This is a genomic window from Stenotrophomonas sp. WZN-1 (assembly GCF_002192255.1).
Taxonomy (GTDB): domain Bacteria; phylum Pseudomonadota; class Gammaproteobacteria; order Xanthomonadales; family Xanthomonadaceae; genus Stenotrophomonas.
Genome location: NZ_CP021768.1, coordinates 1,157,790 through 1,180,296, shown reverse-complemented (window position 1 = coordinate 1,180,296; position 22,507 = coordinate 1,157,790). Strand labels below are relative to the sequence as shown.

At 66.4% G+C, this 22,507-nt stretch carries 13 protein-coding genes; 4 read left to right on the top strand and 9 right to left on the bottom strand.

Translation table 11 applies throughout. From position 1 onward, the window contains the following. Positions 1–46 precede the first annotated feature (46 nt). Both CCR98_RS05515 and CCR98_RS05510 read right to left on the bottom strand, forming a co-directional pair. Entirely contained in the window at positions 47–2,116 is a 2,070-nt protein-coding gene (locus CCR98_RS05515) for a PAS domain-containing sensor histidine kinase (RefSeq protein WP_087921811.1), read from the bottom strand. Beyond that, positions 2,106–3,602 (bottom strand): ATPase domain-containing protein, encoded by a 1,497-nt coding sequence (locus CCR98_RS05510; RefSeq protein ID WP_087921810.1) that lies wholly within the window; start codon positions 3,600–3,602, stop codon positions 2,106–2,108. Before CCR98_RS05510 ends, CCR98_RS05515 begins: the two co-directional genes overlap by 11 nt. 239 nt (positions 3,603–3,841) lie before the next feature. On the opposite strand from CCR98_RS05510, the gene CCR98_RS05505 reads away from it, so the two are divergent. Both CCR98_RS05505 and CCR98_RS05500 read left to right on the top strand, forming a co-directional pair. Then, positions 3,842–4,744: an ABC transporter ATP-binding protein gene (locus CCR98_RS05505; protein WP_087921809.1), complete on the top strand. Its 903-nt coding sequence runs from the start codon at positions 3,842–3,844 to the stop codon at positions 4,742–4,744. A 12-nt stretch (positions 4,745–4,756) separates the two neighbouring features. Continuing rightward, positions 4,757–8,341, top strand: coding sequence for an ABC transporter permease subunit (locus CCR98_RS05500; protein WP_087921808.1), 3,585 nt, complete (start codon positions 4,757–4,759; stop codon positions 8,339–8,341). 76 nt (positions 8,342–8,417) lie between these two features. Here the strand turns inward: CCR98_RS05500 and CCR98_RS05495 are convergent, their stop codons facing one another. From CCR98_RS05495 to CCR98_RS05470, 6 genes are all read right to left on the bottom strand, one after another. Beyond that, positions 8,418–8,711: a hypothetical protein gene (locus CCR98_RS05495; protein ID WP_087921807.1), complete on the bottom strand. Its 294-nt coding sequence runs from the start codon at positions 8,709–8,711 to the stop codon at positions 8,418–8,420. Next, positions 8,708–9,172 carry a GNAT family N-acetyltransferase gene (locus CCR98_RS05490; protein WP_087921806.1) on the bottom strand — a complete coding sequence of 155 codons (465 nt, stop codon included), beginning with the start codon at positions 9,170–9,172 and terminating at the stop codon, positions 8,708–8,710. Before CCR98_RS05490 ends, CCR98_RS05495 begins: the two co-directional genes overlap by 4 nt. Before the next feature lie 109 nt (positions 9,173–9,281). After that, positions 9,282–9,668 (bottom strand): SseB family protein, encoded by a 387-nt coding sequence (locus CCR98_RS05485; protein WP_087921805.1) that lies wholly within the window; start codon positions 9,666–9,668, stop codon positions 9,282–9,284. Positions 9,669–9,809: 141 nt separating this feature from the next. Continuing rightward, positions 9,810–11,525, bottom strand: coding sequence for an alpha-amylase family glycosyl hydrolase (locus CCR98_RS05480; protein ID WP_087921804.1), 1,716 nt, complete (start codon positions 11,523–11,525; stop codon positions 9,810–9,812). After that, positions 11,525–13,012 (bottom strand): MFS transporter, encoded by a 1,488-nt coding sequence (locus tag CCR98_RS05475; protein ID WP_087921803.1) that lies wholly within the window; start codon positions 13,010–13,012, stop codon positions 11,525–11,527. Before CCR98_RS05475 ends, CCR98_RS05480 begins: the two co-directional genes overlap by 1 nt. Next, a complete protein-coding gene (locus CCR98_RS05470; protein WP_087921802.1) occupies positions 13,009–15,201 on the bottom strand; it encodes a Six-hairpin glycosidase-like protein in 2,193 nt (730 codons plus the stop codon). Before CCR98_RS05470 ends, CCR98_RS05475 begins: the two co-directional genes overlap by 4 nt. 237 nt (positions 15,202–15,438) lie before the next feature. Here CCR98_RS05470 and CCR98_RS05465 point away from each other — a divergent pair, with 237 nt between their 5' ends. Both CCR98_RS05465 and CCR98_RS05460 read left to right on the top strand, forming a co-directional pair. Next, positions 15,439–17,493: a glycoside hydrolase family 97 protein gene (locus tag CCR98_RS05465; protein ID WP_087921801.1), complete on the top strand. Its 2,055-nt coding sequence runs from the start codon at positions 15,439–15,441 to the stop codon at positions 17,491–17,493. Positions 17,494–17,718: 225 nt separating this feature from the next. Beyond that, complete coding sequence (locus tag CCR98_RS05460; protein WP_087924148.1) at positions 17,719–20,475, top strand: TonB-dependent receptor; 2,757 nt, start codon at positions 17,719–17,721, stop codon at positions 20,473–20,475. Between the two features lie 256 nt (positions 20,476–20,731). Here the strand turns inward: CCR98_RS05460 and CCR98_RS05455 are convergent, their stop codons facing one another. After that, a complete protein-coding gene (locus CCR98_RS05455; protein ID WP_087921800.1) occupies positions 20,732–22,345 on the bottom strand; it encodes an alpha-glucosidase family protein in 1,614 nt (537 codons plus the stop codon). Between the last annotated feature and the right edge of the window lie 162 nt (positions 22,346–22,507).

Genomic DNA, 22,507 nt, shown 5'->3' with positions numbered 1-22,507 from the left:
CGAGCATGGCTCGGCTCTGCACACAACCCGTCGAGCAGGCCAGACTCTACGAATTGCCACCTGCCGTTTCAGGCATCGCGGCGCGAACCGCTGCACTGAACTCGTCAAGCAGGAACGGCTTGGCGATCATCGCCATGCCCGCATCGAGGAAGGACGAGCGCTCCTGCGCCTTCTCCGCGTAGCCGGTCATGAACAGCACTGGCAAAGTGGGCCGCGAGTGACGGGCTATTTCAGCGAGCTGGCGGCCATTGAGCCCAGGCAGGCCGACGTCGGTGATCAACAGATCGATGCATTGGTCCGAAGTCAGGATCGGAAGCGCGGCGTCCGCATCGCCCACCACCTGGGCCTGGTACCCCAGCTCCTCAAGCACCACCGTGACCAGCATGCGCACCTGCTCATCATCCTCAACCACCAGGATCGACTGGCCAGCGCCGAGCGGAATGTCCTTGGCCGGAGCGGCCACTGCTTCGCTGGCCGCGACCTCCACCAGCGGAATGAACAGGGAGATGGTGGTGCCCTCACCCAAGCGCGATTCGATCGCGATGTGACCACCGGACTGCTGCATGAAGCCATACACCATCGACATGCCCAGCCCGGTTCCCTTGCCGATGGGCTTGGTGGTGAAGAACGGCTCGAATGCGCGCTCGACTACTTCCGGCGCCATGCCGGCGCCCGTGTCGGCAACTGCCACCACCGCATAGTGCCCTGCCGGCACTGCCGGATACTGGCCGGCATGCACATCCGCTTCCGCAGTGCGCAGGATCAGCTCGCCGCCATCAGGCATCGCGTCGCGCGCATTGATGGCCAGGTTCAGCACCGCACTTTCGAACTGGTTGGCATCCAGCGTGGCATGCAGCGGCACCGGACAGGTCTCGGTACGCAGCCGCACCGTCTCCCCGATCGTGCTGTGCAACAGGTGCTGCACCGATACCAACAGCGTGTTGATCTCCACCGGCCGCGCGTCCAGCGACTGCCTGCGCGAGAACGCGAGCAGGCGCTGGGTCAATGCGGCGGCACGCTGCGCCGAGGTGGTGGCCGTATCCAGGAAACGTTCCAGATCATCCACCCGGCCCATCTCCAGGCGCAGGCGCACGATGTCCAGTGCAGACAGGATGCCAGTCAGCATGTTGTTGAAATCGTGCGCGATGCCACCGGTCAACTGCCCGATCGCTTCCATCTTCTGCGACTGCCGCAGCGCGGCCTCGCTGGCCTCGCGTGCGGCCATCTGCGCTTCCAGCTCCCGCGTGCGCTCGGCCACCATGGCCTCCAGTGCATGCGCGTGCTGCTGGCTGTTGCTGAGGGCCAGTTTGGCGGCGGTGATATCGGTAACGAAGACGTGGAATCCGTCGACCCGGCCCTCGGTATCGGTGCGTGGCGAGTAACGCACTTCGCAGTCGCGCCGGCCACGTAGTGGATGTGGCCAGGTGATCTCGAAGAGCGCCGCCTGGCCATCCAGCGCGCGCTCCATCGCCGCTCTGCGCTGCTGCCATACGGTTTCGCCGATCACCTCGCGAACGTGCCTTCCGATCACCTCGCCGGTAGCGAGATCGAACCAGGTCTCATAGGCCCGGTTGGCGAAACGGAAGCACATCGAACGATCAACGAAGGCGATCAGCACCGGCATCGCATCGGCGATCAGGCGCAACTCGGTTTCACTGCGAGCCAGCGCGGCCCGCCCGTCCGCCAACGCCGCCATCTGATCCCGCACGAGGAACTGCTTGTCACGGGCCCGAAGTGCGCCCTGGACGGCACTGATCAGGGACATGCTGCCAAGCGGCCTGTCCAGCTCCACCACGTTGATCGCAACTGGCAACAGTTCCTCACGGGTGGAGCGGCGATACGACCGCGCCGAGCGCAGCAGGATGAACGGGATATCCGACCAAGCCGGTTGCTGCTGCAAGGCAGGCAGCACGCCATCGGCGCCTCGCACCAAGGCTTCCTGGGTCACCACCACCAGGCCGGTGCGATCATCCAGCTGCTCGGCCAGTTCCTCCAGGTTGCCCGCGATGCGCGTTGCCAACCCTGCACCCTCCAGTACCGCAGCAATGCTGTCGGCATCGCGTCCAAACGGCGCCACGATGCGGACAACCGTGCGGCTCTCACCGCTATCGGGCATCGGACTGGCCCAGCAGCACCGCGCTGTCACCCACGAATTCGGGTGTTCCGGTCAGGATGCCCTGGAAGTCTGCCAACGGCGCACTGACGGTGATGCCCCGCCCGTCGATCTTCAACTCACGGATGGTGTCCTCATGCGCACCGCCGCGGTTCTTGATCACCGAAATGGCTTTGCGGATGCGCCCCTTGGCCTCGAAGAACCGGAACAGCACCACCGCATCGGCGATATAGGACACATTGAGACTGCCAGTGGACATAGTGCCCACCAGGCCATGCTGCGGATTGATCAGGAACGTCGCTACGCCCTTCTGGTTGAGGTAGGACAACATCTCGTGCAGCTGCAGCATCAGCTGCTTTTCCTGTGGCATTGCCGTGACATAGCCGTTAAGGCTGTCGATCACCAGCACGCTGCAGTTGCGCTGCTCGACCGCCTTGCGCAGGTTCCAGGAGAACTCACCCGGCGACATCTCGGCCGGATCCATCTGCAGGATCTCCAGCAGGCCCGAGTGCAGATGCTTGTCCAGGTCGATGTCCAGCGCAGATGCACGCGCCAACAACGTGCCGATGCGCTCGTCGAACTCGAAGATGCAGCAGCGTTCGCCACGTTCGCAGGCTGCCCACACGTATTGCAGGGCGACGTTGGTCTTGCCGCTGCCAGCGGGCCCAGTCAACAGGGTCGAGGTGCCGCGCAGGGGCCCCCCGCCCAGCAGGCGATCGATCTCGTCGACGCCACTGCTCACCGGCGAACCCACGAACCGGTCGTGGTGCTCGGAGGCGATCAAGCGGGGAAAAATCTCGAGCCCACCACGACGGATCACCATATCGTGGTAGCCCGCAATGAAATCCACACCGCGCAGCTTCTGCACCTGCATGCGGCGCCGGGCCGGGCCGAAATCCAGGGTAAGGCGTTCCAGCGACAGCACGCCGTGGCACAGGCTGTGCAACTGCCCGTCGCGCTCTTCGCCGGTAGAGGTCAGGTCATCGACCAGGATCACCGTAGCGCTCTTGGGCGCGAAGAACTGCTTCAACGCCAGGATCTGGCGCCGGTAGCGCAGAGAGTCCTGGGCCAGCAGGCGCAGTTCGGACAACGAATCGAACACCACGCGGGTGGGCCCGATGCTGTCCACCTTGGACATGATCAGATTGACCGTCTCGTCCAGCTCCATTTCCCACGAATGCAGCACCGACTGCAGGCGACCGTTGCCCATTGCGCCTTCAGCCGACCCCAGTTCGAACAGGTGCAGGCCATCCAGCGACCAGCCATGGGCAACGGCGACCTCGCGCAGTTCCTCGGCGGTCTCGGACAACGTGATGTACAGGCAACATTCGCCCCGCCGCAGGCCTTCCAGCAGGAACTGAAGCGACAACGTGGTCTTGCCGGAGCCTGGTGGCCCTTCCAGCAGATACAGCCGTGCCTGCGGAAGTCCGCCACCAAGAATGCTGTCCAGTCCCTCTACTCCGGTAACAGTCCGCATGTACGCCTGCATGGCAATGGCCCTGAGAGGCGCAAAGACTATCGGTGCCCCTGTCGACGTCCTGTGTGATCCGGCCGACCTTTCCCAACGCATTCAGGAAGACTTCACAGCCTGCCCCCCCCCCCTGCCGCACCCTTCAACGGTGGGGGCCACCACCTGCTACCCGCACGGCCCCATGACCAACGGCGCATGACGCCAGCCCAGTTGCGAGTGATAAACAGCCCGATCACACACGGAAAGGTGTACGTCGCATGCTGAAGATCGATTCGCTGTCCAAGACGTACGCCAACGGCGTGCATGCCCTCAACAACGTCACCCTGGATATCCCGCGCGGCATGTTCGGCCTGCTCGGCCCGAACGGCGCCGGCAAGTCCTCGCTGATGCGCACGCTGTCGACCCTGCAGGAGGCCGACAGTGGCACGGCGACGCTCAGCATTCCGGGTGAGGCGTCGATCGACGTGCTGCGCGACAAGGACGCGGTGCGCCGCCGGCTGGGCTACCTGCCGCAGGACTTCGGCGTCTACCCGAAGGTCAGCGCGCTGGACCTGCTGGAGCATTTCGCGGTGCTCAAGGGCCTGACCCAGCGCGCCCAGCGCCGCGAGGTGGTCGATGAGCTGCTGCAGCAGGTAAACCTGTGGGACGCGCGCAAGCGCAAGCTCGGTACCTACTCCGGCGGCATGCGCCAGCGCTTCGGCATCGCCCAGGCGCTGCTGGGTGACCCGCGGCTGGTGATCGTCGATGAACCCACCGCCGGCCTCGACCCGGAGGAACGCAACCGCTTCCTCAACCTGCTGGCGGCGATCGGCGAAAACGTGGCTGTGATCCTGTCCACCCACATCGTCGAGGACGTGACCGACCTGTGCCCGACGATGGCGATCATGAACAAGGGCCAGGTGCTGCTCACCGGCCGTCCTGCCGAGGCCATCGACGCCCTGCAGCACCAGGTCTGGCGCAAGCAGGTCGATCCTTCGGAGCTGGCCGACCATGAAGCGCGCTACGTGGTGCTGTCCACCCGCCTGGTCGGTGGCCGCCCGGTGATCCACGTGCACAGCGCCAACGACCCCGGCGACGGCTTCGTGGCCGTGGCACCCGACCTTGAGGACGTGTACTTCCAGCGCCTGCGCCTGCAGGCCCGTGCCCGCGCGGCAGCCTGAGCGGAGCACGCCATGACCCTCGACTTCTTCCGCTTCGAGCTGCGCGAGCAGCTGCGTTCCCCGCTGCTGTGGCTGCTGGCCGGGCTGTTCGCCCTGCTCGCCTTCGCCGCGGCCTCCAGCGACGCCGTGCAGATCGGTGGCGGCAGCGGCAACGTGCACAGCAACGCGCCCACCGTGATCGCGCAGATGCTGGGTATCTTCACCCTGCTCGGCATGCTGGTCACCGCTCTGTTCGTCAGCAACGCGCTGCTGCGTGACTTCGAACTGGGCACCGCCGAGCTGATCTTCGCCAGCCCGGTGAAACGCCGCGACTACCTGGCCGGGCGCATCGCCGCCGCCCTGGCCGCCGGCCTGCTGGTCTACGTTGTGATTGCGTTCGGCCTGTTGCTGGCGCCGTTCATGCCGTGGGTCGATCCCGAACGCATGGGGCCGGTCAGCTGGCGGGGCTATGCCTGGACGTTCGCGGTCATCGTCATTCCCAACCTGTTGTTCACCACGGCATTGCTGTCACTGCTGGCGGCGCTGACCCGTTCGATCCTGTGGGTCTACATCGGCCTGGTGGCCTACCTCGTACTGTATGGCGTCAGTGCAGCCCTGCTGCGCGACATCGACAATACGTGGATTGCCGTGCTGAGCGAGCCGCTGGGCATGCGCGCACTCAGCCGCACCATCCGCTACTGGTCCACCGCCGAGCGCAACAACGGGATTCCCGAGCTGACCGGCTATCTGCTGGCCAACCGCATCCTCTGGCTGAGCGTGGCCGCAGCGCTGTTCGCCGCCACCTTCGCGCTGTTCCGGACCGAGCGCAGCGGCAGCGGCCGCCGTCGCTGGGGCCGCAGGCAGGCGCAGCCCGTGGCCGATGCCGCCGCTCTCCGTCCCACCCGCACTACACTGCCACGCGTGGTACCGGCATTCAGAGCGACCACCGCGTGGCAGCAGTTCCTGCGCCAGGTCCGCTTCGATACACGCGGCGTTCTGCGCAGCGTGCCGTTCATCGTGCTGCTGGTGCTGGGCCTGGCCAACTTCCTGCCCAGCGCGCTGTTCCGGCAGACACTGTATGGCACCTCGATCTGGCCGGTCACCTCGCAGATGATCATGGCGCTGCAGGGCGCCTTCAGTTGGCTGCTGGTGATCATCGTGCTGTTCTTCGCCGGTGAGCTGGTCTGGAAGGAACGCAGCGCGCGCATCAACGAAGTGACCGACGCGATGCCGGTGCCGAACTGGGTACCGCTGCTGGCCAAGTTCACCGCACTGCTGGCGGTGATCGTCTGCTTCCAGGCCGCCGGTGCGCTGGCGGCGATGGGCGTGCAGCTGGCCAAGGGCTACACGCACCTGGAGCCGCTGCTGTACCTGCGCAGCCTGGCGCTGGATTCGGTGGTCTACATCCTGATGGGCGGCCTGGCGCTGGTGCTGCAGGTACTCACCAACAACAAGTTCGTCGGTTACGCACTGCTGATCGTTGTGATGATCGGCCAGGGTGTGCTCGGCCTGCTCGACTACACGCAGAACCTGTACAACTTCGGCAGTTGGCCCAACGCGCCCTATTCGGACATGAACGGCTACGGCCACTTCCTGACCGGGCAACTGGCGTTCCAGGGCTACTGGGCGCTGTTCCTGCTGACCTTGATGTGCCTGGCATCGGCCTTCTGGGTACGCGGCGTCAGCCAGGGCCTGCGCCAGCGCCTGGCCCTGGCCGGCCGCCGCCTGCGCGGCCCGACCGGGGTCTTTGCCGGAGTCGCCGCATTGGCCTTCGTCGGCGTGGGCGGCTGGCTGTACTGGAGCACCAACGTCCGCAACGAGTTCACCTCGCCCGACCAGCAGCTGGACCTGCAGGCGCGCTACGAGCGTGAACTATCGAAGTACCGCACTCTGCCGCAGCCTCGCATCGTGGCGGTGGACAATCGCGTGGACCTGTTCCCCGAATCGCAGTCGATGGTGATCGATGCGAACTGGACGGTGCGCAACACGCATGCCGTGCCGATCCAGGACGTGCATGTGTCTATGGCCGACGACAAGCAGCTGGTCGCGGTTGACCTGGGTGGGCAGACACTTTCGATGCATGACGCCGATCTCGGCTACCGCGTCTACCGCCTGCAGAAACCACTGCAACCGGGTGAAAGCCGCAGCCTCCACTTCCGGGTGGTGCAGAAGCCCAACGGCATCACCGCCGGCCAGGCACCGAGCAACATCGTCGACAACGGTACCTTCTTCAACAGCCGCGTACTGCCTTCCTTCGGCTACAACGAAGGTGCGGAGATCAGTGACCGCAACGAGCGCCGCAAGCGCGACCTGGGTGAGCCGCGGCGCATGCCCAGGCTGGAAGACGAAGCCGCACGCGCCAACACCTACATCTCCAACGACGCCGACTGGCTCGACTTCCGCACCACGGTCTGCACCGCACCGGACCAGGTGGCGCTGGCGCCGGGCTACCTGCAGCAGGAGACCACGGTGAATGGCCGACGCTGCTTCAGCTATGCCATGGACCGGCCGATGCTGAACTTCTACGCCTATCTTTCGGCACGCTGGGAGGTGCGCAGGGCCAAATACAAGGACATCCCGATCGAGGTCTACTTCGACCCGGCGCACGGCTACAACGTGGACCGGATGATCGAAGCGGTGCAGAAATCGCTGGCCTATTACGAAGCGAACTTCACCCCCTACCAGCACCGCCAGGTACGCATCATCGAGTTCCCGGGCTATGCCCGCTTCGCGCAGTCGTTCGCCAACACCATTCCCTATTCCGAGGCCATCGGCTTCATCGCCGACCTGCGTGACCCGGACAAGGTGGACTACGTGTTCTACGTGACCGCGCACGAGATCGCACACCAGTGGTGGGCGCATCAGGTGATCGGTGCCAACGTGCAGGGCGCAACGGTCCTGTCCGAATCGCTGTCGCAGTACTCGGCACTGATGGTGATGGAGCAGGAGTACGGCCGCCAGCACATGCGCCAGTTCCTCAAGCGCGAGCTGGACGGCTACCTGTCCGGGCGCGGTGGCGAAGCCATCGAAGAACAGCCGCTGGAGCGCGTGGAGAACCAGCAGTACATCCACTACCAGAAGGGGTCGCTGGCGTTCTACCGGCTGCGTGAGGAAATCGGCGAGCAGGCGCTGAACCGTGCCCTGAAGCGCTTCCTGCAGGACAAGGGTTACCAGCAGCCACCGTACACCACCTCACGCGAGCTGCTGGGGTACATCCGTGCCGAGACCCCGGCTGACCGCCAGCAGCTGGTCACCGACCTGTTCGAGAAGATCAGTTTCTACGACAACCGGGTGATGGCCGCCAGCGCCCGCAAGCGCGACGACGGCCGCTACGACGTGACCCTGGACCTGCACGCGGCCAAGCAGTACGCCGACGGCAAGGGCAAGGAAAGCGACGGGAAGATGGATGACTGGGTCGAGGTCGGCGTGTTCGCCTATGGGCCGTCGGGCAGGGAGCGCGACCAGAAGGTGCTGTACCTGCAACGCCATCACATCACCAGCGCCACGCCGGAGATCACCGTGACCGTGGATGAAAAGCCGGATGAAGCAGGCTTCGATCCGTACAACAAGCTGATCGACCGCGTGAGCGATGACAACCGGCGCAAGGTGACGATGTGAGGCAACGGAGCGCCGGCGGTTGCGTCGGCGCTCCGCATGCTGCATGTAGTGCCGAGCCATGCTCGGCACGGCGCTTTCAGCGCACCGCGGCCTTCGGCCCCAGCAACGCCAGCAGCACATAGACCACGATCGAGGCGACGGTACCGAGCGCGGCCGGCAATCCGCAGGCCCACGCCGAACGGCCCTGCTGGCGTGCCCACTGCGCCAGATGCCAGGCCGCGCCCAGGTTGATCAGCCAGGCCATGACGAACATCGGCCACAGCACCATGCCCACTGCGCGCAGCGCGGGCATGGACACCAGTGCGACGACAATGGCCGCGATCAGGAAGATCAGCGCGGAGCGGGAATGCCGGGCCGTTGGGGCGCTCATGCGCCCAGCCTGCGCACCATCACCAGAACGCGATGGCTGCGGTTGTCAGCTTCCTGCAGCGGCTTCCAGCCCAGCCGCGCGTACAGCCCACCGTCAAGGGCCTCGGTCTGCAGGTACAGGTCGGTCACACCCATCCGCACCGCCTGTGCCGCGGCCTGTTCGACCAAGCCGCCAGCTAGCCCACGCCCGCGATGGCTGTCGGCCACGAACACGCTGCCCAGCCAGTGCTCGTACTGCGGGAATGCGTGCATCTCCCGGCGCTTGAGCTGCACCGCGCCGACCACCTGGCCGTCATCAAAGGCGGCGATCAGGTGCGGAAAGCCTTCAGCATCCTGTGGCGGATCCAGCCGCTGCCGTTCCTGTTCAAGCGACAGGCCGGCGTCCTGGCCCCATTCCGCGTGGTACCACCGGGCCAACTGCTGCCGCTCCGGTGCGTCGGCGGTTAATACCCTGAATTCCATGGCGATGCCTCGATCCCGATGTCATCCAAGGGGATCACGGACGGCGCTCGAAGGGAAGCCTTCTGTAGGGCCGAGCGATGCTCGAAGCTACAAACAACGCGGCGACGGCTCAGCCCTGGGCGAAGTCCTTCAGGATCTCGCCGATGCCACTGGGCGAGATCTCGAAGCCCATCGGCGTACCCGGGTTGATCACGACGCCGTAGCCGCTGGGCACCCGGCGCAGCACGTCCAGCATCAGCCAGCGGATCTGGTGTTCGGCCTGCTGGCTGTAGACGCCCACCCGCGATGGATCGGTGAACACGGCCACATGCAGGGTGCCGTGCTTGTCGAACAGCAGCGGGTCGAAGCCACTGCCATCGGGGGTGACCAGGCTGCCGGTCAGCAGCACCACTTCGGAGGCGACGAAGGCCTCCATGAAGGCGCGGATCGGCACCGCCCCGTCCATCGCCGCCTTCAGCAGGGTTTCGATCGGGGTCTGCGGGGCGAGGTCGGTCATGGCGGTACGGCGGGGCGTGAGGGGTGTCTATTGTAGAGTCGAGCTTGCTCGACTGCTCGAAAAGCGTGCCAACCAAGGTTGGCACCCACCAGAGCGGTAGGCAGGTGCCAGGAATCCGGGGCTGCCGGCCAGCGGCCGGCACTACCGTCCCAGCCGCTGGTCCCGCGCCTTCTGGTCGGCCATCGCCTTGTCCAGCTCGGCCTGCAGCGCCGGCTGCTGCACGGCGGCATCCAGCACGTAGACCTTCACTCCGTGCGCGGGCACTTCCGCCTTCAGCGCGCCGTCCACCCGCAACGAACCTCCCTCCAGCGCGTCGCGCCAGCGGCCGTTCTGGACGTAACGCGCCACGGTGAAGGTCCTCGCCTGGTCGCCCTTGTTCAGCAGCACCAGCGCGGTCTGCGCGACGTCACCCTGCTGCAGCACGCGGAAGAACACTGCCTCATCACCCTGCAGGCGCTCGTTGACCTGCAGGCCGCGCTGCAGCGCCGGGGTGGCTGCGCGCAGCCTGGCGATGCGCTGCAACGGCGCGAAGATCGGGCTCTGCGGCGCAGCGTCCACACGCGGCTGGCCGAAGTAGGCACGATTGCCGGCATGCTCGGCGCGACCACGCATGAAGCCGGTTTCCGAACCGTAATAGACCACTGGAATGCCACGCGCGGTGAACAGCCAGTTGTGCGCATCGATGAAGCCGCTGTCGCTGGCCTGCAGGCGCGGCATGTCGTGGTTGTCGTAGAAGCTCATCAGCTCGTACGGATTGGCGTACGGGCCACCGCTCAGGTGCAGCGGCTCGGCCAGGGTTTCAAAGCCCTTGCCGGCGGTGCCGAAGGTCTGCTCCAGCGCGCCGCGCAACGGAAAATCGAGCACGCTGACGTTGGCGTTGGCCGGCCAGGTGTGCTCGGCGATGCGCGCGGCATCGTAATCGAACGCTTCGCCGAACATGAACATGCCCGGGTGCTCGGCGCGGATGCGTTTGACGAAGGCATGCCACCACGGGTGCGGCAACCAGCCGATGGTGTCGATGCGCAAGGCATCCACGCCCTGCGCGGTCCACTGCAGGTAGGCTCCCACCAGATAATCCATCACCGCCGGATTGTCCTGGTTGAAGTCGGACAGCTCGGCGAGGTTGCCGTCGAAGATCGAGCCGTCCTTGCTGTCGACCGGACCGATGTTGTTGTAGAACGCGTGCAGCGGGTTGTGCTTCGGATCCAGCTTCTGCGGTGGCAGGTTCTGGTGGTCGGCAATCAGCGTTCCGTCCTTGTCGAAGATCTGGCCGAACTGCGGCTGCCGTATCGGCATGGTCCAGGCCGGCGAACCGTGGTTGCCGACGATGTCCAGCACCACCTTCAGGCCAGCACCGTGCAGGCCCTTGGTCAGCCCGGCGAAGTCCAGGTCCTTGCTGGGCAGGTGTTCGTCGAGTTTGTAGAAGTTGATGCCCCAGTAGCCGTGGTAGCCGGTCTTGCCGCGGTCGGTCAGCGTGCTGGTGCAGCTGATCGGCTTGCTGCCGGTGAACGCCTCGTCCGGGTTGTCGACGATGGGGGTAATCCACACCGCACCGAAGCCGAGGTTGCGGATGTACTGCGCATTGTCGAGCACGCCGCGGAAGTCGCCGCCGAGATAACCGATGTTGCCGTCCACCTTGTCCGGGCACGGCACCGGGATATCGAAGGTACGGTGCGTGCCGCCCTGGTCGCGATGGTCGTTGGACGGATCGCCGTTGACGAAGCGGTCGGTGACCACGAAGTACACCGCATCGCTGGCGAATGGCTCGGTGGTGCCCACATAGTCCGGGCGCGGCGCGGCCGCTGCATGGCCGGCCAGCAGTACCAGGGAAACAGCAACAGACAGCGCACCACGCATCACACCACCTCCGGACGGGACGGAACCCACAGCACGCACAGGCCGGCGATGAACAGGCTGCAGCCGCCCAGCACCAGTACATGCATCGGCTGGCCACCCAGCAACGTACGCAGGGCGAAGCCGAGCGCACTGGCGGCGACCAGCTGCGGGATCACAATGAAAAAATTGAAGATGCCCATGTACACGCCCATCTTCGATGCCGGCACGCTGTCGGACAGCAGTGCATAGGGCAGCGAGAGAATGGACGCCCAGGCGAAGCCGACGCCGACCATCGACAGCAGCAGCCAGTGCGGGTCGCGGATGAACATCAGCGAGACCAGCCCGGCACCGCCCAGCCACAGGTTGACCAGGTGGCTCCAGCGCAGGCCGATCGCACGTACCATCAGTGGAATCAGCACCGCCGCCAACGCGGCGAAACCGTTGTAGGCGCCGAACAGCACGCCCACCCAGTTGGCACCTTCGTTGTAGGCCGCCGACTCGGGTTCGGTCGAACCGAAGTGGGCGCCGGCCACGGCGGCGGTGGTGTAGATCCACATCGCAAACAGCGCGAACCACGAGAAGAACTGCACCCACGCCAGGCGACGCATGGTGACCGGCATCGCGCGCAGGTCGCCGACGATGGCGGCCAGCATGTGGGTGCCCGGCAGCGCACGGGCGAGCGCTAGCAGCAAGCCGTACCCCGCACACAAGCCCGCCAGCACGTACAGCATCCTGTCGCCCTGCCGCCAGGCGATCAGCAGCGCCAGCAGCACGCCCAGCCCCAGCCACAGAGCCACCTGCGTCCACGGCGCAGGGCCACTGATGGCGATCCCTGCGTGGTGCGCCGGCGGCTCGGCATCATCAAAGCCAGCCAGCTCCGCCGGTGAGTACTCGCGGGTGCTGACCACCGTCCAGGTGATCGCCGCCAGCAGCACCACCGCGCCGAAGTAGAACGCATAGCGCACGGTGTCCGGCACTTCACCTGCGGCGGCCGTATTGGCGACCCCGAAGTGGGCCAGGATGAACGGCAGGAAGCTGGCGACGATGGCACCCACACCGATGAAGAAGCTCTGCATGGCGTAGCCGGCTGGACGCTGGCGCGGCGCCAGCTGGTCGCCGACGAAGGCGCGGAACGGTTCCATCGATACGTTGATCGAGGCATCCAGCACCCACAGCGTGCCGGCGGCGATCCACAGCGTCGGCGAATTCGGCATCACCAGCAGTGCCAGCGTGGTCAGCACCGCACCGATCATGAAGTACGGACGGCGGCGCCCCCAGCGCGTCCAGGTGCGATCGGACAGATAACCGATCACCGGCTGCACCAGCAGGCCAGTCAGCGGCGCGGCGATCCACAGCCCAGGCACCGCGTCGATGTCCGCGCCCAGTGTCTCGAAGATGCGGCTGGCATTGGCGTTCTGCAGGGCGAAGCCGAACTGGATGCCGAGGAAGCCGAAACACATGTTCCAGATCTGCCAGAACGACAGCTGCGGCTTGACGGGACGATTCATCGTGCGCCCTCTGCCGCGGCCACCGGCGCCACCATCAATGCCTGCACCTGGGCCTGGTTGAGCACGCCGTCGCGCCCGCCCTTGCCCCCGGTGTAGTGCGCGAAATGCTGCAGCGCGCTCATGTTGAAGCCTTCCTCAAGCGCGACCGAACACCGGCCCTTGGCCACTGTGAACGTTGCCGAGGTCGAGTCCTGCACGGCCACGCTGTGCGGCAGGGTGAGCGTCCGCCGCTGCTGGGGAATGCCCGGGCAGTGCAGCACCAGCTGCTTCACCGCAGCGGTGACGCCCGTGTTGATCGGCCCGTTCGGATTGCGGTACTGCAGGCGCAGGCGCACCTGCCCGGCCCTGGCCGAGGCGAACTGCCAGCGCTGCGCACCCTTCAGCACCTGCTGCGGACCGATGCAGACCGTCGGGCTGTGCAGCGATTCCAATGCGCCTTCGCGCCGGGTCAGGCTGAGGCAATGCTGCAGGCCGTCGTCGCTGATGCGTGCCTCGCCATTGCTGGCGGTGAGCGTCCGTCCGTCCTGCCACAGCACCTGGCCGGCAGCGACCGCGACGCTCCAGCCCCTGCCCTTGCGTCGCGCCTCCGGCGCAGCCGGCGTGGCCGGTGCGCGCGCATTGGCGTCGGCCGTCATCATCTCGCTGCGTGGCGCCACTGCCGCGGGGACCAGCTGCACGGTCGTAGTGGCACCGCGCGTCGTCACCTTGCCTGCCACCAGCAATCCATCACCCAGCTGCTTCGGGCGCTCCAGCACATAGCGTCTGCCCGCAGCGTCCAGACGGATGCGGCGCTGGCTGCCGAACAGTTCGGGCACCAGCACCGCCGGCAACTTGGGCACCACCCGGCCATCGTCCTGCACGCCGAACACACCCTCGATCACCATCGACAGATAGCCGGCCACCGACCACAGCTGGCGTTCGGAGTTGACCACAGGGCCGCTCAGCGCGCCTTCCTCCACGTGCACGGCCTGGCTGACCAGTTCGTAGTTTTCCATGTTGGAACCGGCCAGCGCGGCGCCCTGCATCAGCGAGCGGATCTCGGCGGCAATGCGCGGCGCGTCGTCCAGCTGGCGCGCGGCACGAAGCGAATAGGCGCTGACAAACGGCCAGATGGCGCGGTTGTGGTAGATCGGCTGCTCTGCCTCCTGCGGCCAGACCACCGGGCTGCCGGCCGGCCCCATCGGATAGGCAGCCAGTGCGCGGCGCGCGCGCTCGGGTGGCAGCACGTCGGCCAGGATGCCCAGCGACAGGCCGAGCAGATCGACCTTGGCATACGGCACCGGGTGCGCGGCTTCGCCGATGTAGCTCATGTACTGGCCGGTATCCTCGCCCCAGAAGCGTGCATCGATCTGCTGCGCCAACGCATCGGCCCAGGCCTTGTAGTCGGCCGCGCGGGCGTCGCCGTGCTGGCCGGCCAGCCGCTCGGCCAGGCGCAGCGCCTGGTAGTGCAGTACGTTGGTGGACAGTGCGTAGGAGTCACCGATGAAGCGAACGTCCTCACGGGTCCAGTCCGGATAGGTCTGCTCGCGCCAGTCCAGGAACGAGGTCTCGCCACGGTACAGGCCCATCTGCGCGTCGAACACCATCGCGCGGTCCTGCGCCAATGTACCCTGCAGCGCCTGCCAGACCTGGTCGGCGAACGCGCGATCGTCCAGCAGGTGGCGTGCGGCGAGGAACCACACCACGCGGTCGCTGCTGATCGGCCAGCTGCCGCCGGAACCGGTGTCCTGCGCGACGAACAGGCCGGGCGTGTGCCCGTCGCGCGCCGCAGACAGCTTGAACTGCAGCGACTGCCGGGTGCGCTGCGGATCCAGCCGTGCCAGCGCCAGGTCGGCGGCGAAGCTGACATCGCGAGTCCACACGTAGGGCCAGCGCGCGCCGGTCTGGAAACACTCGCACGGCACCGGCCGGCCTTCGTCGAACGCAGGATCACGGATCGCATCCACGCGGTCCTGGTCCATCTCCTGCTGGGCCAGCGCGAACAGCGCATCGAACATCACGCTGCCGGTCTGGCTGCGCATCGGCATGGGCGCGATGTGCACCACACCCTTCGGCGCATGCAGCACGAAGCTGCCCTTGGCAGCGGCTTCGGCGCGCGCATGACGGCCGTCGAATTGCAGGTCGGCCGCCTGCGCGGTCGATCCCAGCGCTGCCCCCAGGGCAGCGGTCAGGCAAATGATCTTCAGCATCGAAGCGGCGGACCGGCTTGCGCCCGTCGGCCTCCCTCCCTCTCTGCACGCGTTGTAGGTCCGCACCGTCGTTGCCGGCGGGCGGGCGCGGCGCCTCCCTCAAGGTGCCTTGGCCCCATGGTAGACGCGGGGCTGTCGGCTGCGTCCAGCTGCATACGTATTCATGGCGTTGCGCGGTAGCGCGCCTGCCGCGCTGGCTTATGGTCCGGGTCTGCCAACGGCGCCTTGGGAGGGGAAATGCCGATGTCACCCACTGCTGTACGCGCGGTGGTCGCGCATGTGCTCGGACTGGCCCTGCTCGGCCTGGCCACGCTGGCACAGGCCACGCCTCAGGTGGCCAGCGTCGAATCACCGGGCAAGGTGCTCACGGTCAGCCTGGTGCTGGACGGCGGCACCGCCCGCTACCGCGTCGAACGTTTCGGCGAGGTCGTAGTGGAGGATTCGAAGCTCGGCTTCGCCTTGCGCGACGGCCGCCTGGACCGCGATTTCGCCCTGTTCGGCCAGCAGCGGCGCAGCGTCGATGACCGCTGGGAGCAGCCGTGGGGCGAGCGCCGGCTCACCCGCAACCACTTCAACGAGCTGACCGTGCAGTTGGCCGAAACCACCGGCAGCAAGCGGCGGCTGGATGTGGTGTTCCGCGTCTACGACGACGGCGTGGGCTTCCGCTACGTGTTCCCCGAACAGCCGAACCTGCACGAGGCGATCATCGATGACGAACTGACCGAGTTCGCCATCGCGCAGGATTCCACCGCCTGGTGGATACCTGCCGGCGAACCGATCCACTACGAATACCTGTACCAGCGCACGCCACTGCGTGAAGTGCCGCTGGTGCATACGCCGATGACCCTGCGCAGCCGCGATGGCCTGCATGTGGCGATCCACGAGGCGGCGCTGGTGGACTATGCCGGCATGTGGCTGCGGCGAACCGGGGGCCAGCGCCTGCGCGCGCAGCTGTCGCCCTCGGCGGAAGGCTGGAAAGCGCGCCGTGCCCTGCCCTTCGCCACCCCGTGGCGCACGCTGCAGATCGCCGACCGCGCTGGAGGCCTGGTCGAATCGGACCTGATCCTCAACCTCAACGAGCCCAATGCACTGGGCGACGTGAGCTGGGTGAAGCCGGCCAAGTACCTGGGCGTGTGGTGGTCGATGCACCTGGACAACGAGAGCTGGGCGACCGGACCGAAGCACGCGGCCACCACGGCCAAAACGAAGAAAGTCATCGATTTCGCCGCCGCACACGGCTTCCGCGGCGTGCTGGTGGAAGGCTGGAATCCGGGCTGGGACGGCATGTGGGTGGGCAACGGCTACGACTTCGATTTCACCCGCGCCACGCCGGACTTCGATATCGAAGCGCTGTCAGCGTATGGCCTGAACAAGGGCGTGCACCTGATCGGCCACCACGAAACCGGCTGTGCCATCGAACATTACGAGGACCAGCTGGGTGCCGCGCTGGACCTGTACGCACGGCTGGGCGTGGACCAGTTCAAGACCGGCTATGTCTGCGACGACGGCCAGGTCGACCGCCGCAATCCGGCCGGTGGCCCGCTGTGGCGCGAGTGGCACGACGGGCAGTTCATGGCCCGCCACCACCTGAAGGTGGTGCAGGAGGCTGCGCGCCGGCACCTGTCGGTGAACCCGCACGAGCCGATCAAGGACACCGGCCTGCGCCGCACCTACCCCAACTGGCTCTCGCGCGAAGGCGCGCGCGGCATGGAGTACAACGCCTGGGGCCAGCCACCGAACCCACCGGAACATGAGGTCAACCTGGTGTTCACCCGCATGCTGGCCGGGCCGATGGACTACACCCCCGGCATCCTCAGCCTGAAGGGCCGCCACGGCCAGGCCATCCCCAGCACGCTGGCACGGCAGCTGGCGCTGTACGTGGTGTTGTACAGCCCGATCCAGATGGCCGCCGACCTGCCCGAGCACTACCTGCAGCATCGCGAGGCGTTCCGCTTCATCGAGGACGTGGCGGTGGACTGGGAGCAGAGCCGCGTGCTCGATGGCGAAGTGGGCGACTACGTGACGATCGTGCGCCGCGACCGCAACAGCCGCGACTGGTTCCTCGGCAGCATCACCGACGAGCACGGCCGCGTGCTGCCGGTATCGCTGGGCTTCCTGGAGCCGGGCGTGCGCTACCGCGCCGAAATCTACCGCGATGGCGAGGGTGCTGATTTCCGCAGCAATCCGTTCGCGTTCGCGCGCGAAACCCGTGAGGTGACCAGCGCCGACGTGCTGACGCTGGTGCTGGCACCGGGCGGTGGGCAGGCCATTCGTTTCACGCCGTTGAACTGATGAATATCTCTCGTGACGTTCGCCGGGCATGGCCCGGCGCTACCGGAACGGAGGATCTGAAAGCGATTACATCCCTGCAGACGCCATTGAATACGTATGCAGGGTGATTCCCGCGAAGAATGCGCTGCCTACCATAGCGGCGACGACAGCGGCCACCGCGTCGCACGTTCACGGCCCCGCCGGAACGCTCACGAATCGACCTGCAACATTGCCTGGGAGGGGAAAATGTTGAACCACAAGCGCAGCGCGCTGAGCATCGCGCTGGCCGTTGTCCTGGCGCCGACGCTGGCGTCGGCACAGTCCACGCAGAACACCACCACGCCGGCCGGCACCGCCGCCACCAACCTGGATACGGTGCAGGTCACCGGCATCCGCCGCGGCATCGAGAGCGCGATCGCGGTCAAGCAGGACGCCACCTCGGTGGTCGAAGCGATCTCCGCCGAAGACATCGGCAAGCTGCCCGACGTCAGCATCGCTGAATCCATCTCGCGCCTGCCCGGCCTGGCCGCCCAGCGCGTAGCGGGACGTGCGCAGGTGATCAGCGTGCGCGGCCTGTCGCCGGACTTCGCCACCACCCTGCTCAATGGCCGGGAAGTGGTCAGCACCGGCGACAACCGCGGCGTCGAGTTCGACCAGTACCCGTCCGAGCTGGTCAACGGCGTGACCGTGTACAAGACCCCGGACGCGGCGCTGGTCGGCCAGGGCCTGTCGGGCACCATCGACATGCAGACCGCACGCCCGCTCAGCTTCGGCGAGCGCGTGATCGCGGTCAGTGGCCGCTACCAGAAGAGTTCGCTGGGCCGCGCCGCCAACACTGATCCATACGGCAACCGTTTCAGCGCCAGTTACATCGACCAGTTCCTGGACAAGACCCTGGGCATCGCCATCGGCTACGCGCACAGCGACATGCCGATCCAGGAAAACCAGGTCGGCCTGTACGAGCCGTGGACCACCGAGCACACCGACAAGGGCGACCGCCCGGGCGTTGCTGCCGGCACTTACTTCTCCGACGGCATCAAGGCGCTGCGCCGCACCGGCAACAACAAGCGCGACGGCGTGATGGCCACCATCCAGTTCCGCCCGAACAACAGCTGGACCAGCACCTTCGATGCGTTCCACACCGAAGCCGAGCAGATCGACACCGCCAACCAGTTCGAGCTGAACCTCAGCAACTACAACGGCAACTACACCCCGGGCCTGCTGGTCAGCAACCCGCAGATCAACGCCAATGGCTCGTTCACCGGCGGCACCGCCAGCGGCGTGTATCCGCTGGTGCGCGGCATGTACAACAAGCGCAAGGACAAGATCGATGCGTTCGGCTGGAACAACGAGTTCAACTTCGGCGGCGTCAAGCTGGTCGCCGACCTGAACTACTCCAAGGCCACACGCGACGAGCTGAACCTGGAAAACAACCTGCAGCTGACCCCGATGCCGCAGCTGGATACGATCGGCGTGACGATCCGCCAGGATGGCTTCTCGCAGATCAGCCCCGGGTTGAACTATTCCAACCCCGATGCGCTGTTCCTGACCAACACCATCTACGGCTCCGGCTACGGCAAGGTGCCGAAGGTGGAAGACCGGCTGAAGGGCGGCAAGCTGGCCGCCACCATCGCCCTGCCCGATGCGATCGCCTCGTGGGCGCCGGACATCGATATCGGCGTGAACTACGCCGACCGCCGCAAGGTGAAGACCCAGTCCGAAGGCAACATCCTGCTCGGCGCGCAGGGCGACGCCAACATCGCCTCGGACCTGCAGTACCGCCCGGTCAACCTGGGCTTCGCCGGCCTCGGCACCATCCCGGCCTGGAACGTGCCGGCTGCGGTCGCTCGCTACATGACCTTCAACCCGGTCGACAACCTGGACTACCTGATTCCCAAGTCGTGGACGGTCGAGGAGAAGATCACCACCGCCTGGGCGCGCCTGAACATCAACACCGACATCGGTGAAGTGGGCGTGCGCGGCAACATCGGCGTGCAGATGCAGCACACCGACCAGAGCTCGGATTCGCGCTACTGGGACAGCTCGCAGTCGGCCGGCAACAACGTGCAGCCGTACTCGAACGGCCGCACCTACAACGACTGGCTGCCGAGCTTGAACCTGGCCTTCATGTTCCCGCACCAGCAGACGCTGCGCTTCGCCGCCGCCAAGCAGGTCGCGCGCCCGCGCGTGGACCAGATGCGCGCCGGCCTGGAGTTCGGCGTGGACACCGGTACCGGCCGGCCGGGCGGCAGTGGCGGCAATCCGCTGCTGGATCCGTGGCGTGCCACCGCGCTGGACCTGTCCTATGAGAAGTACTTCGGCGAGAAGGCCTACGTGGCCGCCGCGATCTTCTACAAGGACCTGAAGAGCTACGTCTACACCCAGTCGGTCGACAACTACGACTTCACCTCGCTGCTGGGCAGCTACGTACCGCCGCCGGGCATGACCGCTCCGGTGCTGACCACCGGCACCTTCTCCGCCCCGCAGAACGGCAAGGGCGGCACGTTGAAGGGCCTGGAACTGACCGCATCGTTCCCGTTGGAGATGCTGACCGACAGCCTGCGTGGCTTCGGCGTGCAGGCCAGCGCGACCTTCAACAAGAGCGACATCACCATCCTGGATCCGGAAAGCGCCTCCAGCGTGGGCAGCGACCCGATCAGCCTGCCGGGCCTGTCCAAGCGCGTGTACAACTTCACCGCCTACTACGAGCGCAGCGGCTTTGAAGCACGCGTCAGCCAGCGCCGCCGTTCGGATTTCATCGGTGAAATCGGCAACTTCAACGGCAACCGCAGCCTGCGCTACGTGGTGGGCGAGAACGTGACCGATGCGCAGGTCAGCTACACCTTCAGCGACAGCAGCGCCCTGCGCGGCCTGACCCTGCTGCTGCAGGGCAGCAACCTGACCAACGAGCCGTACCGCACCTACGCCGGCAGCAAGGACCGCCCGCTGGAGTACATCGAGTGGGGCCGCACCTACATGCTGGGCGTGAACTACAAGTTCTGACCATGACCGGGTAGTGCCGGCCGCTGGCCGGCAACGACTCATCGGAAACCCGCTGCGCAGGCAGCGGGTTTTCTTTTGCGCGGATGCTGGCCGTCGGTCGGCAAGGCCCATCCACGCATGGCGTGGATCTACTGGTTGGGGTGTCGCTGGGTAGATCCACGCCATGCGTGGATGCCCTTCACCGCAATCCCATCCACAAAAAAGGGACGGGGCGCTTCGGCCCCGTCCCCGCAAGTACCGCCACCGGAGAAAACGGTCAGCTGCGTCGGGCGCAATACACCGCACGCGGCGGCAGCTGGAGTTCATTGCCCTGCACCGTGCCCGCTTCCGGGCCCGGCACCGCCACCTGCTGCCAGTTGCCCGGCGGCAGCGGATGGCTCACCGCCTCAGCCGACAGGTTGAAGGCCAGCAGGAGGGTTTCATCTGCAAGCATACGCTCGAACAGCAGCACTGGCTCGGCACTTTCAATGAATCGGATGCTGCCATGCAGGAGCACCGGCTGGGTATGCCGCCAGGCCAGGTACGCGCGGAACGCGGCCAGGACCGAGTGCGGGTCGCGTTCCTGTACGGCTACCGCCGCGGCGCGGTGCTCGGCCGGGATCGGCAGCCACGGCTGGCCGGTGGTGAAGCCAGCCAGCGGCGCATCGGTCCACGGCAACGGGGTACGGCAACCGTCACGGCCCTTGAAGTTCGGCCAGAAGGTGATGCCATACGGATCCTGCAGGGCCTCGAACGGCACCTCGGCCTCGGCCAGGCCCAGTTCCTCGCCCTGGTACAGGCAGACCGAGCCGCGCAGCGAGCACAGCATCGCCACCAGCATCCGCGCCAGGCGGGAATCGGCCGGGTGGCCGCCCCAGCGGCTGACCGCCCGCTCCACATCGTGATTCGAAACCGCCCAGCACGGCCAGCCTTCGGTCATTGCCGCTTCCAGGCGCGAGACCGTATCGCGGATGTAGGCCGCGCTGTAGTCGTCCACCAGCAGCTCGAAGCTGTAGCCCATGTGCAGGCGGCCATCGCGGGTGTACTCGGCGGTGGTGGCCAGCGAGTCCTCCGAAGAGATCTCACCCAGGCTCACCGCCCCCGGGTACTCGTCCAGCAGCGCGCGCAGGCGCTCCAGGAACGGCAGGTTCTCCAGCTGGGTGTTGTTGTAGTAGTGGTACTGGTAGGCGTACGGGTTGTCCGGGCTGAAGCCGCGCCCGACCCGCTTGTCGGCGGGCTTGGCCGGGTTGTCACGCAGCTGTGCGTCGTGGAAGCAGAAGTTGATCGCATCCAGGCGGAAGCCATCCACACCGCGGTCCAGCCAGAAGCGCACGTTGTCCAGGGTCGCCTGCTGCACGTCCGGGTGATGGAAGTTCAGGTCGGGCTGGTCGACCAGGAAGTTGTGCAGGTAGTACTGCTCGCGGCGCGGCTCCCACTGCCAGGCGCAGCCGCCGAACAGCGACAGCCAGTTGTTGGGCGGGGTGCCGTCCTCGCGCGGGTCGGCCCAGACATACCAGTCCGCCTTCGGATTGCTGCGGTCCTGGCGGCTCTCGCGGAACCAGGCATGCTCGATCGAGGTGTGGCTCAGCACCTGGTCGATCATCACCTTCAGGCCCAGGCCGTGGGCCTTGGCCAGCAGGCGGTCGAAGTCGTCCAGGCTGCCGAACAGCGGGTCGACATCGCGGTAGTCGGCAATGTCATAACCGAAGTCGGCCATCGGCGACTTGAAGAACGGCGAGATCCAGATCGCATCCACGCCCAGCGCGGCGATGTGGTCCAGCCGCTCGATGATGCCGGGCAGGTCACCCACCCCGTCGCCGTTGGCGTCGAGGTAGCTGCGCGGGTAGATCTGGTAGATGACGGCTCCGCGCCACCATGGATAGTGCGACATCGACAGCCCCCCTCCGGGCATGCGGGACCCGCCGGCAGCGGGCCGAAATCCTGATCCGGCAAGCTTAGCGGTGGCCTCCCGGGCATGGCGCAACCTGCATACGTATTCACGCGGGCGGCCGCGCCGGCCAGGCTGGAAATGCCGCTCGGGCCGGTTTGCGCC

What these genes read in the sequence shown, in the direction of transcription:
- CCR98_RS05515 (WP_087921811.1), bottom strand. Translation starts at nt 2,116, where the DNA reads ATGCCCGATAGCGGTGAGAGCCGCACGGTTGTCCGCATCGTGGCGCCG.
- CCR98_RS05510 (WP_087921810.1), bottom strand. Translation starts at nt 3,602, where the DNA reads ATGCAGGCGTACATGCGGACTGTTACCGGAGTAGAGGGACTGGACAGC.
- CCR98_RS05505 (WP_087921809.1), top strand. Translation starts at nt 3,842, where the DNA reads ATGCTGAAGATCGATTCGCTGTCCAAGACGTACGCCAACGGCGTGCAT.
- CCR98_RS05500 (WP_087921808.1), top strand. Translation starts at nt 4,757, where the DNA reads ATGACCCTCGACTTCTTCCGCTTCGAGCTGCGCGAGCAGCTGCGTTCC.
- CCR98_RS05495 (WP_087921807.1), bottom strand. Translation starts at nt 8,711, where the DNA reads ATGAGCGCCCCAACGGCCCGGCATTCCCGCTCCGCGCTGATCTTCCTG.
- CCR98_RS05490 (WP_087921806.1), bottom strand. Translation starts at nt 9,172, where the DNA reads ATGGAATTCAGGGTATTAACCGCCGACGCACCGGAGCGGCAGCAGTTG.
- CCR98_RS05485 (WP_087921805.1), bottom strand. Translation starts at nt 9,668, where the DNA reads ATGACCGACCTCGCCCCGCAGACCCCGATCGAAACCCTGCTGAAGGCG.
- CCR98_RS05480 (WP_087921804.1), bottom strand. Translation starts at nt 11,525, where the DNA reads ATGCGTGGTGCGCTGTCTGTTGCTGTTTCCCTGGTACTGCTGGCCGGC.
- CCR98_RS05475 (WP_087921803.1), bottom strand. Translation starts at nt 13,012, where the DNA reads ATGAATCGTCCCGTCAAGCCGCAGCTGTCGTTCTGGCAGATCTGGAAC.
- CCR98_RS05470 (WP_087921802.1), bottom strand. Translation starts at nt 15,201, where the DNA reads ATGCTGAAGATCATTTGCCTGACCGCTGCCCTGGGGGCAGCGCTGGGA.
- CCR98_RS05465 (WP_087921801.1), top strand. Translation starts at nt 15,439, where the DNA reads ATGCCGATGTCACCCACTGCTGTACGCGCGGTGGTCGCGCATGTGCTC.
- CCR98_RS05460 (WP_087924148.1), top strand. Translation starts at nt 17,719, where the DNA reads ATGTTGAACCACAAGCGCAGCGCGCTGAGCATCGCGCTGGCCGTTGTC.
- CCR98_RS05455 (WP_087921800.1), bottom strand. Translation starts at nt 22,345, where the DNA reads ATGTCGCACTATCCATGGTGGCGCGGAGCCGTCATCTACCAGATCTAC.